This is a genomic window from Gracilibacillus caseinilyticus (assembly GCF_022919115.1).
GTDB lineage: Bacteria > Bacillota > Bacilli > Bacillales > Amphibacillaceae > Gracilibacillus > Gracilibacillus caseinilyticus.
The window spans coordinates 327,438-340,299 of the sequence record NZ_CP095072.1 but is presented as its reverse complement, the minus strand read 5'-3'; the positions used below and the strand labels follow the sequence as shown (position 1 = coordinate 340,299).

Below are 12,862 nucleotides of genomic sequence, written 5' to 3'. Positions count from 1 at the left end.
ACTCACCTTTTTTCATACACACTAAAAATAAAAAAGGTGATGAAATGAAAAAACTTTTTATTATATGTTTGTTATTGATTTGTGTCATCCCAATGGAGGTTAGTGCGACAAGTTACGGTTGGGGATACAAAAAAGGTACCGATAACCAGCCTCCTGAAGTAGGGAAGTACAAAGGAATATTGGAGAAACATAATGGCTTTTACTTAGACCCTTCAGGAGATAAGCATGTATACCTGACATTTGATAATGGCTATGAAGCAGGTTACACCGAGCAAATATTAGATGTATTGAAGAAAAAGAAGGTACCCGCAACGTTCTTTTTAACTGGTCATTATGTCGAAGATAAGCCACAGCTTGTCCAACGAATGTTAGACGATGGACATATCATCGGTAATCATTCTGATGGTCACCGTGATTTCACTTCGATATCTAAAGAAGCTTTTACAAAAGATGTGACCGAATTAACCGACAAGATCAAGAATGTCGATAAAAAGGCCGTAGTTCAATACATTCGTCCACCGAAAGGAACGTTTAATGAAACGTCATTAACGTGGGCAAATGAACTCGGATACACACATATTTTCTGGTCTGTAGCCTTTGTTGACTGGAATCAAGGATCCGAGAAAGGCTGGCAGCATGCATATGATCAAGTAATGGATCAGATTCATCCTGGTGCGATTGTGTTAATGCATACCGTCTCCAAGGATAATGCCGATGCACTAGAGCATCTTATCGATGATCTCCGCAAGCAAGGCTATCAATTCAAAAGCTTAGATGATCTCATGCTCAAGCAACTGCTGCCAAGAGAAATTATGGGCTTTACTAAACAATCCTAAACAAAAGGTTCTCGTAATGATACGAGAGCCTTTTGTTTATGTTAAAAAATTGGAAAAGGTGTCGTTTATTTTTAATGCTTATAATACGGATTATGTAAAGAAATAGCTAACTGGTAATTGCTTAATCCCGAGGGCATCTACATGGGTGGCCTGCGGTAATGTATGGATTCTACAACGGATGCGTGATGAAGCATTTTTCCGGAGCGTTGCTAAGCATATACCTATAAGAATGATTTCGCAAAACAATCAATCTTACATATTATGAGGACAGGAATATTATTGGTGATTATTGTAAAAAAACAAAAAAGCTAAGAATGACTATATATCAATGACATAAACGTTTTTTGTTCGTTAAATAGTTTAAAAAAATCTGCATGTATTGTTTAGTTTGGTAATAATGATTGAAATAAATTAATGTTAATGTTTATAATGATAGTGTGATTAATCGGCCGATAATTACTAGTGTTTAATTAATAAAAATGCTTTATAATAAACTTAATTAAAGGATGGTATTAGTGAATAAATTAAGATTGCTATTAATGTTAGCGTTTTCAATTTTACTAGTGAGCGTATTCTATGTTGATTCAGCTCAAGCAGCTTCATTTGATGCGAGTAAAAGTTATAAAATTATTAACAGGTATAGTGGTAAAGCATTAGAAGTATATGAATGGTCGACTGCCGATGGAGGCAACATTGTGCAATATGATGACCTTGGCGGCCTAAATCAGCAATGGCGCATTGTAGATGTTGGAGAAGGATTCAATAAATTGTTAAACGCCAACAGCATCAAAGCAATGGAAGTGTATGAATGGTCGACAGAAGATGGTGCAAATGTAGCGCAATGGTATGATTGGAATGCTGCAAGTCAGCAATGGAGTATTCAAGATATAGGTAACGGCTATGTGAAGATTATCAACCGTAACAGTGGTAAAGCGTTAGAAGTGTATGATTGGTCCACAGCAAATGGTGGAAATATTATACAGTGGGATGACTGGGGCGGAACTAGCCAACAATGGAGAATTGTAGAAGTAGCACCTAGTGACACGATTACAGTCGATCAAACGATTGTCGTGGAAGCTGGAGACACATTTGATGGCGGTGGAAAACGATACGTAGCAAATCCTGATACATTAGGTGATGGCAGTCAATCAGAAAGCCAGGACCCAGTATTCCGACTAGAAGATGGCGCTACACTGAAAAATGTTGTGATCGGTGATCCTGCAGCTGATGGCGTTCATACTTATGGTGATGCATTAGTACAAAATGTTGTTTGGGAAGATATTGGTGAAGATGCGTTAACGATTAAGGATGATGGCCACGTAACAATTCGAGGTGGTTCGGCTCAAAATGGTGACGATAAGATGTTCCAAGTCAATGCACCATCTACTTTTGAAATTCTGAACTTCACCGCTGATAATGCTGGTAAAATGATTCGTCAAAATGGTGGTACAACGTTCAAAACAAGCATCATCATTGATGGCAGTGTCATCACAAATATGGATGAAGCCATTTTCCGTACAGACTCCAGCTCCAGCGAAGTAACCATGACCAACACAAGATATTCTGATGTCGGCGAAAAATGGTACAACGTCGATAACGTTTCAGAAAGTGATAATTACGAATATTAAATAAAATAACAAAAAAGGTTCGAAGGCAGCTTCGAGCCTTTTTTGCGCGCAAAGAAAGAATATAGTTACCGTAATTAAGCAAATTACATAAGAAATCAAGCGTAAGATGAAGTTAAGTTCTTAGAATACGGATTATGTAAAGTGGAACTGTATAACAGTTTGGCCATTTTGAAATGTATTACGTGCTTTGAAAATCTCCGGAAATATGCCCGCAGGACGCGAAGTGGTTGGCTGGAGCGTTCTTCCAGCACATACAATAAATCAAAGTAGTCCCAAAGCTAGACATAATCCGTATTCTAAGGATTTATATAGAAGGGTAGCAAGCAGTTTCAATCAGCAAGTGCTGCATAAATAGAAATTTTTATAGGACAGCACATAAAAAAAGAAAATCGATTGACTTATAACCAAAAGGTGTTATATTATAAAGTAACACCTTTTGGTTATGTTTAAATACAAAGGAGCGTTATTTGTGAAAAAAGTAGAAGATATTCAACAAACAGTTTTGCTTGATGCCGATATTGATAAAGTGTGGAAGAAAATTGCCTCTGCAGAAGGGTTGGAACAATGGTTCATGCCAAACGATTTTGAACCAGTAGAAGGACATGAATTTCATATTCAGTCTCCATTTGGGCCATCCCCATGTAAAGTATTAGAAGTGGACGAACCTCATAAACTTTCTTTTTCATGGGATGTGGATGGCTGGATCATAACCTTTTTCTTGAAAGGAATTGAAGGAATAACAGAATTCACCTTGATACATGGTGGATGGAAACAAGCGGACGAACTCCACACTAAACCTGATGAGAAAAGCAGTGTCATTCGTGAACGCATGAATAATGGCTGGGTTAATATTGTTCAACACAAACTGAAAGAAGTAGTGGAGCAATAAATGGCTGCAGCTACTCAAGAAGTATTTCAGGCGATTGCTGATCCAACCAGAAGAATGGTGCTTCGACTGTTAGCGGAGAAAGAACGGACTATTTCCGAAATAACGACACATTTTCCGGTAAGTCGTACAGCAGTAGTGAAACACCTGCATGTCCTGACAGAAGCACAACTCGTAAGTGGAGAAAAAAGAGGACGAGAGAAAGTATATCGTCTACATGCAGAACCTCTGGAAGAAGTTAGTCAATGGTTATCCTATTTTGATCAGTTCTGGCAAAATAAATTAAGTGTGTTACAACATATCGTTGAGAATGAAAACAAAGAATAAAAAGAAGCTGAGATCATCCTCAGCTTCTTTTTTTATTCCTCGTCTTCAAGGACATTATAGGCCATATCAAATAAATTCAGTTGGCTGTTAAATAATGATTCAGTGGTTAGGTGTCTGATATGATAGTAGCTTCCATCTTGCTCCTGAATTCTTGCTTTGGCTGAATCCTTTAACATCAACTCTAAAATCGTGTTAATTCTCTCTTTAATACGCCCTTCAAAAATAGGGAACATTAATTCTACCCGCTTGACCATATTACGTGTCATCAAATCAGCTGACGAAAGCAATAATTTCTCTTCGCCATTATAATGAAAATAATAAATCCGGCTATGCTCGAGAAAGCGTCCGACAATGCTTTTGACATTAATATTATCACTGACTCCTGTAATGCCAGGGCGAAGACAGCAAATGCCACGTACGATTAAATCAATTTTCACACCTGCTTGAGAGGCTTCGTACATTTTCTGGATGAGCGGTTTATCGGTTAGCGAGTTCATCTTCGCAATAATACGGCCATTGCCATAACGTTTATGGAAATCGATTTCTCTGTCGATGTAGCCGATAATATCATTTCTGATATCAAAAGGTGCCATCGATAAATGATGATAACCAGGCTTTTCCGTATAACCACTCAGATAATTAAAGAAGTTGGTCCCATCGATACCAAATTTACGCTTGGACGTTAAATAAGACATATCAGTATAGAATTTCGCTGTTTGATCATTGTAATTACCTGTTCCCAAGTGGACAATCCGTTCTATTCTTCCATGCGTCTTGCGAACGACTAAGGTAATTTTGCTGTGAGTTTTTAATGAGATCATGCCATAAATAACATGACAGCCTGCTTTTTCTAATTCTTTCGCCCACTGTACGTTATTCTCCTCATCAAATCTTGCTTTTAATTCAACTAGTACGGTAACTTGTTTTCCATTTTCAGCAGCTCGTTTTAAACCTTCAATAATTGGCGAACCACCACTAACGCGATAGAGTGTTTGTTTTATCGCTAATACTTCTGGGTCATCGGCGGCATCACGTACTAAATCAACAACTGGTTCAAATGATTCATATGGGTGATGAAGAAATAAATCCCGCTTGCGAACGGCCTCGAAGACATTCTCATCTTCATGTATATCCTGGGCAGGCTGAGGGATTAATGTTTCATAAATTAGATGCTCATATTCTTTGCGAACATGGCCATAGAAATCATTCAAAAATGTAAGATCCAGTGGACCGTTAATGATATAAAGGTCTTTCTTGTGAATTTCAAGAACATGTAGCAAAAACTCGACCATATCAGGGTTGTTTTCTCTAGCGTCCACTTCGAGTCGGACGGCTGCACCCCATTTGCGTTTCTTCAGTTCCTTCTCAATCTCTTTTAGAAGGTCACGTGCACCTTCTTCATGGATCGTCATATCGGCATTTCGTGTAATACGGAATGTTGTGGAAGATATTACATGATATCCTTTGAAGAATTTATTAATAAAGTAGCGGATTAAATCTTCCAGCAAAATATAATGATGTGGACTACCAATTTGAATGAATCGATCCAATAAGGCTGGAACTTGTACAATAGCAGTCTTTGTATGCTCATGATTTAGTTCATAGGTATCTTCCAGCTGCACCGCTAAATTCAATGATTTATTGAGTAACATGGGGAATGCACGATAAGCATCGATTGCCATAGGTGTGAGAACAGGGAAAATCTGTTCATCAAAATACTCCTCAAGTTCATTGATTTCCTTAGATGTTAAATCACTCATGTTCAATATTTTAATGTCTTCCCTAATTAAGAGAGGTAATAAATCCTTGTATAAATCATATTGCTGCTCTACCAGTTCATGATTGAAACTGGATATTTTCGATAATTGCTGTTTGGGTGTCAAACCTGATTTGTTATCAGGACGATTGAAACCGGCTTTCACCTGGTCCTTCAACCCAGCAACTCTCACCATAAAAAACTCGTCTAAATTTGAAGAGAATATAGATAAAAAACGCAAACGTTCCAATAGCGGATTGGTTTCATCATCTGCTTCCTCTAATACTCGTTTATTAAAGGAAAGCCAACTGATCTCCCGGTTATTATAGTAAGCAGGTAATTCTAGATTTTTTTCTTGTTTGACAGTTGACATCAGACATCATCCTTTTTCGACAATCTTCTTATTCATCATAACGCAAAGTGGTTTGAGTTTTGTTAAGATAATGTATATTTTTTGTTAAATTAGATTTACGAAGTTATGAAACGTAAAATAACTTCTTTTTTGATCGCTTTTTCCAAGTGCTTTTTTTGTTTTTCGGATTGATACTCTTCTGGTGCGGCATCACCATTGCAGTGAAGTTCAATCACTAAGGTATCTTTCTGGTGGTCAAATGTTATATCTCTCACCACTTGACGTCTTGTAGCATCCAGGCAGTAACTGAACTTAAGAATGGCCCCCAAATGTCTGAGTTTTTTGCGTTCTTCCTTTAAAAACCAAGTTTTATAGGGCCGAATAAATTGTTTGAAAATGGTTTTGTTTTTGTAAGATGCAATTAAGGCGATTCGTAACCGATCCTTGTGCATCAATCCGTCAATCGTTCGGTTTGCGAGTAAATAGAAGGTGTGTTGCGCACTGGCTTCAGCATCAATATATTCACCTAAGTTACACAAGTAGCTGGCTCTTTTCAGCAGCTTCCAATCCTGTTTGTCCAAATGAATCAGACTATTTTCCTTCAAATATTGAAACAATTTGCGAGTTAAATATTGCACGTGGACAATTTGCTTTGTGTCCAGACTATAATCGGTAATCAATTCCTGAATACTGTCCTCTAACACATTAGGAAAAAGAACAGAACCGATTTCCTTTGACAGCTGCTCAAAAAACACGCCGTCTCTTAACCCTTTTCTGCTTAATATAAAGCAGTCCGCCTGAATAATCTGATACAAGCTGTGGAATACTTCGATTGCAGGTATAATAATGTCGGCACGGTCTTTTGACAGCCCCTCGACCTTGGAGAGTTTATCTGGCTTTAATGTTGTTAAGTAATTACTCACTTGCTTAATATCTGTATCGTACATCTTATACTGGTGTTGGCCAGCTAACGGATATTCTTTCAAGTTTTGATCAATCTGTACTAAGTTCCGTGCACTCCCGCCGATGGCAATTAACGGTACTTCCTTATTGCAGAGCCAAGGAAGTGTTGAGAATTGCTCGGACAAATAATGGCGTAATTCTTTTAATTCTGCTTCTGATGGTATCGGTTTTGAGAAGAACTCTTTTAATGTCAAGGCACCGAAAGAAAAACTGTGCGCTTCTATTAATTCGCGATCTTTAAAATACGTTACCTCTGTACTTCCGCCACCGATATCAACTGTAATACCGGTTGTGACGGATGTTGAATTCACCACTGCTAAATAGCCATAATAGGCTTCTTCCTTTTCAGTTAAAATTCGGATCGTGATTCCCGTGTTGGCTTCCGCCTGCAGGACGATTTCTTCTTTGTTGTCAGCTTGTCTGATTGTAGCGGTTGCTAAACAGACAACTTCCTGCAGCTGATAGGTTGCTAATACATCTTGAAAGCTTTGTAATGTCGATACTAAACGGTCAATTCCGGATTGTGTCAGTGTATTATCATCATTTAAGAAAGTTCGAAGTCTGGCAACAGCCTTTACATTCTCCACTTCTTTTAACTTTCCGCCTTTTTCCCTTAAATATATGACAAGTCGCATCGTATTGGATCCGATGTCAATAATGGCATAGTACTGCTTCTTCATTTTATCACCCTGTATTGGTTGTAGATTTTGCTACATTATACCATAATAGAATAATAAATCTGAATATTAAAAATTGAGAGGATATTATTATGTGGCAAGAAGAAATAGCATTGACTATGCCTTATGATTTTGATTATCTGCTGTTCCGGATGGACATGGATAATCTCAATTATGTTGATATGGAAAAACGCCGTGTGTTTGTACCGATCCGAATCTCAGATGAAAAACATGTGGTCACAGTGACGGCAACTGGTACGACAGAAGCCCCGTGCTTTCTAATAGAAGGACAGCTTGTACAGAGAAAAGATGATCTGATTGCAAGGATTGCTGCGATTTTTGCTTGGGATCAGGATTTAAACAAAATTGGTCAATTTTTTAAAGAAACAGATTTGGCCGTTTTGTTCGATCAATATCCCGCTACACCATTGATTCGGGAGTTTGATCCTTTTAGCAACTTAGTGAAAACAATTATCCATCAGCAATTAAATATGTCATTTGCGCAAGTTTTGACATTGCGATTTGTCACCACTTACGGTGAAAAAGTCGATGATGTGTGGTTTTATCCTACACCAGAGCTAGTGGCAAAGATTCCATATCAAGAGCTGCAGGACATGCAATTTAGCCGTCGTAAGGCAGAATATGTGATAGATACGGCAAAGAAAATCGTTGATGACGAATTAGATCTATATTCCTTCTATGACAAAACAGATCAGGAAGTTATGAAGGAATTAGTGAAAATTCGTGGCATTGGTGCATGGACTGCTCAAAACTGGCTGATGTTCTCACTCGGAAGGCAGGACCACTTTCCGTCAAGCGACATCGGGGTTCAGAATGCGCTCAAACAATACTTTGGACTTGATAAGAAACCGACAGCACAGCAATTAGAGGAATGGAACCAGTTATGGAAACCATATCGCTCTTATGCTGCCATGACTTTATGGCGGAGTATTGAAGAGCCTTAAGATGGAATGTTGACCATCAGCTGTTTATACGTGTTAGCTTGTTCTTTGTCGCCTTTTGCCACGTAACTCTTGTAGAGATATTGGATAGGCGCTGGATCATTCGGAGATAACTCCATTTCCCATTCAAAACAGGCAATAGCTTTATCATATTGCTCCAAGTCATAATAGATTTCACCTAAGGCAAATTGCTGATCAGGGTTATCCGATAATTGCCTCATTTTCTTCAGCTTCTTAATAATCGGTAGCTCTGTAGTATCCAGGTAATGTAATATCTCATTAAGTGAGAGAACGGGTAGTAACTTTTTGATGGTATGCTGTAATACCTTTTCTAATTGAACGGTATCATCCCGGTACATTGTCAAAATTTTAGCAAGTACTTGTTGATAATGACTGGTAAGCTCCTGTGATGACATTTTCTCGATGGCTGTTTCGAAAAGTGTCAGATCGGGTTCGCTATCTTCTTTCAAGTGAAATCGTAAAATGGAGAGATATCCGCCCAGCTCCACCAGTTTTGCGATGATGTCATCCGGTTTCTGATAATGATCAAGCATTTTCTCCCAAAATACAATCTGATCAGGCTTGTTAAGCAATTTCTCAGTCAGCGGCGCAACCGACGTCATAGATGTTAAGGCGGAACGAGTGACAAAATACAAGTACAACTGATCAAATTGACGATTATCTATATCGTATTGTCGTAATAGTGAATTTATGACTGATTTAGGGTAATTTTGGTCAAAGAACATGGATTCCAAGTAGAGGGGATCAGACCACTGTTCTGTTAGTCTGTCAATGTTTTTATACATTTCGCTGTACTTCTGAAAGTCAAAGTGATGGAGCATATCCTTGGCGAACGTGTCATTCGGGCGGACCTGAACATAATTGACAAGTAAACGGTAAGCTTTCAAGAGTGAGCCGTTGCGTCGATGGTGATAAAAGGCTTTTTTGCATTGTGCCTGGATTTTTTTCTCATCGATATAATTATCAAACATCGCAAGAACATAGAGCATTTCTGTTTCACTATATTTGTCATTAAGCTTTTGAAACATATGATTGTTGGAAGTAAGTCGGTATACTTCATCTTTGGAAAGCAATGCTTTGGTAAGAGGATGATCATCTTCAAATGAGTGGCCATTTCTGAGTGCATATTTTAGAAAGGATGTCAGACGTATAGCAGTTGTTTTTTTTGCGTTAATATAGCGGTCTTTATAGAAAAATAAGAAGTACGTTTGGTTATTCGTCACCTGGACTTCTATGAGTTTTGCTTGGCGATAGACCCACATATTCGATACAGTAGCGGGTGTTGTTTTTTTGTGATGCATAAGCTGGATAGTTGTCATATTCGAAACAACTCCTTTTTTCCTGATTACCTTTAGTGTAGCACAAATACATCCAGACGGAAAGTTGATCATTTTGTAAAGTTTTTGTAATGTTTCTCGCGAATCACGGGCAGAATGCAGGTTGTATGGTATGCTAGATTAAAAGTTTACTAGGGGGATATCTGTGCTAAAAGAATTAATGTGGTCACTGGCTTTAGCATTGTTGTTGATTTTTATTCCTTTTAGTGTCGCGATGTAACAGAGAACTGAATAGATGATTGAAACCCTGGATATGCTTGTTGGTAAAGCGTATCCAGGGTTTTTGTTGTTAGTAAGGGAAGTAAATAAACACAGTTATTTGAAAGTATGGTTTACGGTTTATATAAAGTGGAAGTGGAAATTTTGAAATGTTTAATATTCGTAGCAAAGCTCCGGCTTCCTGGGGGACGTCGATCTGCTTCCTCAGAAAGAAAAACCCGCTTTCCTGCGGGATGCGACCTGCGTCATGAGGGGAGTCTTCGTATATTTTCTACCCTTTATGGAAGTTCTACAACGATAGATACAGCTAATAGCAGTGGTTCTATGCATTATTCATAATTAGGATAACGTATGGGCACTTATGGTTCAGCCAAAATGCTCCCTGTTACATCAGTTGTAGAGCTTAAACAATAGCTTCATCCGCGCCCCACAGTACGCGAAATGATTGGCCCGAGCAATCTCCCAGCGCATGAATCATTTCAAAATTACCACTAAGCTAGTTTGCATACTTCAAAAAAATTTTGAGCAAAGATCTTGAAAGTCAAAAAAGGTCAGATTATAATAGAAAATAAGAAAGGTCAAATATAGTCAAAGTCAAATTTGATCTTTTCACTAATTGAAGGAGGAATGACAAATGAAATGTCAACATTGTGGAACTCGCGAAGCAACGATTAATGTGAACCTTCGATTTAATAATCAAACAGAATCTCTACATGTATGCGAAACTTGCTTTAACGATATAAAAAATCAAATGAAACAACCTTCAGGAATGTTCGGTGGGCAGGACTTAAGTGACTTCTTTAACGGATCAGCAAATGGTTCTGGCCAAGCACAGACACACACCCACAAGAAACAAGGTGGAAAAGGCAACGGCTTACTAGATCAGTTAGGGAAAAACTTAACAGATGCAGCTAGAGCTGGCTTGATTGATCCCGTTATCGGTCGTGATCAGGAAGTGAAACGTGTCATTGAAACACTAAACCGCCGTAATAAAAACAATCCAGTGTTGATTGGGGAACCTGGTGTTGGTAAAACGGCTATAGCAGAAGGACTAGCGTTGAAAGCAACCGAAGGAAATGTTCCTTCTAAATTGCTAGATAAAGAAATTTATATATTAGATGTAGCATCACTGGTTGCAAATACCGGAGTTCGTGGTCAATTTGAGGAACGTATGAAACAATTAGTCTCAGAATTGCAAGAGCGCCAAAATGTAATTCTTTTCGTCGATGAAGTTCATCTACTCGTTGGTGCTGGAACAGCTGAAGGCTCTCAGATGGATGCCGGAAACATTCTGAAGCCCGCACTAGCACGAGGTGAATTGCAATTAATCGGTGCCACCACATTGAAAGAGTATCGTCAGATTGAAAAAGACGCGGCATTAGAGCGACGTTTCCAGCCAATCATGGTGAAGGAGCCAACCTTAGCCGAAGCGGAACAAATTTTGCAAGGCTTAAGAGATCGTTATGAGAAGTTTCATAAAGTAAGCTATTCGGATGACGTGCTTCGGGCAGCAGTTAACTTATCGAAACGATATATTCAAGATCGTTTCCTTCCAGATAAGGCAATTGATTTAATTGATGAAGCTGGTGCCAGACTAAATCTTGATGTCAGTGAATCAGATGATGAGGCGATTCAAAAACGTTTAGACGAAATTGCCAAGGAAAAAACAGAAGCAGCCGAAAGAGAAGACTATGAGCGTGCAGCCAATCTGCGCCATCAGGAAATTAAGCTTGAGAAAAAGTTAGCAGAAACAAAAGAAGCTCCAAAAGCGGAAGTAACAGTAGAAGAAATTCAATTAATCATTGAAGAAAAAACGGGTATCCCCGTTCGAAAAATTCAATCAGACGAACAGTCTAAAATGAAGCATTTAGCAACTAACTTAGGCGAAAAAGTAATTGGACAAGAAGTAGCCGTAGAAAAAGTAGCCAAAGCTGTTCGTCGTAGTCGTGCCGGCTTGAAATCCAAACATCGTCCGATTGGTTCTTTCCTTTTTGTAGGACCTACAGGTGTTGGTAAAACCGAATTGACCAAAGCACTTGCTGAAGAATTGTTTGGTACGAAAGAGGCGATGATTCGTCTTGATATGAGTGAGTACATGGAGAAACACACGGTTTCTAAAATCATTGGTTCACCACCAGGTTATGTCGGTCATGAAGAAGCAGGACAATTAACGGAAAAAGTTCGCCGCAATCCGTACAGCTTGATTTTATTAGATGAAATCGAAAAAGCTCATCCGGATGTACAGCACATGTTCCTGCAAATCATGGAAGATGGTCATTTAACTGACAGTCATGGCAGAACCGTCAGCTTTAAAGATGCAGTCATTATCATGACAAGTAATGCTGGAACGGGAACAAAGAATATTACTGTTGGCTTTAACAGTGACAATAATGAAGCAGTTTCTACGTTGGAAAACTTAGGGGCATACTTCAAACCAGAATTCTTGAACCGTTTTGATGCGATCATTCCATTCAACGAATTGACACAGGACAACTTACTGAAAATTGTTGACTTAATGATCAATGAACTAACGGAACAATTAGAAGAAGCAGAGCTTGAAATTACCGTCAGTGAAGATGCTAAGAAATTCCTAGCTGATAAAGGATATGATCCACGATTCGGTGCTCGTCCACTGCGTCGGGTGATCCAGGACAAGGTCGAAAACGGCATTACTGATGTTGTTTTAGAAGAAGAGGATGTTACAAAAGTAGAGGTTGTATATGAAAACGAAGATATCGTTGTTCGCAAAAGCACTAGCTGATTAGCTAGTGCTTTTTTACATATAATGATGAAGTGGCCATAAAAATAGTGAAAGTGGCCATAAAAAGATGAAAAGTGACCATAAAACTAACGAAAGTGGCCATTAAATGATAAAAAGCGGCCATATAACATCAAAAA

9 protein-coding genes and 1 pseudogene are annotated in these 12,862 nt (G+C 38.6%); 7 read left to right on the top strand and 3 right to left on the bottom strand.

Going from position 1 to position 12,862, the window contains the following annotated elements; genetic code table 11:
* Window positions 1–44 precede the first annotated feature (44 nt).
* The 5 genes and pseudogenes from pdaA to MUN88_RS01570 all read left to right on the top strand — a co-directional run bounded on the left by pdaA (window position 45) and on the right by MUN88_RS01570 (window position 3,677).
* Window positions 45–836, top strand: a complete 792-nt coding sequence (gene pdaA / locus MUN88_RS01590; protein WP_244720032.1) for a delta-lactam-biosynthetic de-N-acetylase — start codon at window positions 45–47, stop codon at window positions 834–836.
* Between the two features lie 506 nt (window positions 837–1,342).
* Window positions 1,343–1,822 (top strand): annotated as a pseudogene (locus MUN88_RS01585) (RICIN domain-containing protein); the annotation flags it as partial.
* Window positions 1,823–1,855: 33 nt separating this feature from the next.
* On the top strand, window positions 1,856–2,464 hold the full coding sequence (locus tag MUN88_RS01580) for a pectate lyase (RefSeq protein ID WP_244724276.1): 609 nt from the start codon (window positions 1,856–1,858) through the stop codon (window positions 2,462–2,464).
* Between the two features lie 469 nt (window positions 2,465–2,933).
* The gene (locus MUN88_RS01575; protein ID WP_244720029.1) at window positions 2,934–3,353 is read left to right on the top strand and encodes an SRPBCC family protein; all 420 of its coding nucleotides are present in this window, start codon (window positions 2,934–2,936) and stop codon (window positions 3,351–3,353) included.
* The gene (locus MUN88_RS01570; protein WP_244720026.1) at window positions 3,354–3,677 is read left to right on the top strand and encodes an ArsR/SmtB family transcription factor; all 324 of its coding nucleotides are present in this window, start codon (window positions 3,354–3,356) and stop codon (window positions 3,675–3,677) included.
* Between the two features lie 32 nt (window positions 3,678–3,709).
* Here MUN88_RS01570 and MUN88_RS01565 read toward each other — a convergent pair whose 3' ends face one another.
* Both MUN88_RS01565 and MUN88_RS01560 read right to left on the bottom strand, forming a co-directional pair.
* Complete coding sequence (locus tag MUN88_RS01565; RefSeq protein WP_244720023.1) at window positions 3,710–5,806, bottom strand: RNA degradosome polyphosphate kinase; 2,097 nt, start codon at window positions 5,804–5,806, stop codon at window positions 3,710–3,712.
* Window positions 5,807–5,901: 95 nt separating this feature from the next.
* A complete protein-coding gene (locus MUN88_RS01560; protein ID WP_244720020.1) occupies window positions 5,902–7,428 on the bottom strand; it encodes a Ppx/GppA family phosphatase in 1,527 nt (508 codons plus the stop codon).
* Window positions 7,429–7,517: 89 nt separating this feature from the next.
* Between MUN88_RS01560 and MUN88_RS01555 the strand changes: the two genes are divergently transcribed.
* Window positions 7,518–8,390: a DNA-3-methyladenine glycosylase family protein gene (locus tag MUN88_RS01555; RefSeq protein WP_244720017.1), complete on the top strand. Its 873-nt coding sequence runs from the start codon at window positions 7,518–7,520 to the stop codon at window positions 8,388–8,390.
* Here the strand turns inward: MUN88_RS01555 and MUN88_RS01550 are convergent.
* A complete protein-coding gene (locus MUN88_RS01550) occupies window positions 8,387–9,727 on the bottom strand; it encodes a tetratricopeptide repeat protein (RefSeq protein ID WP_244720014.1) in 1,341 nt (446 codons plus the stop codon). The two genes, MUN88_RS01555 and MUN88_RS01550, sit on opposite strands and share 4 nt — an antisense overlap.
* 871 nt (window positions 9,728–10,598) lie before the next feature.
* Here MUN88_RS01550 and MUN88_RS01545 point away from each other — a divergent pair.
* A complete protein-coding gene (locus tag MUN88_RS01545) occupies window positions 10,599–12,725 on the top strand; it encodes an ATP-dependent Clp protease ATP-binding subunit (protein WP_244720011.1) in 2,127 nt (708 codons plus the stop codon).
* Window positions 12,726–12,862 lie beyond the last annotated feature (137 nt).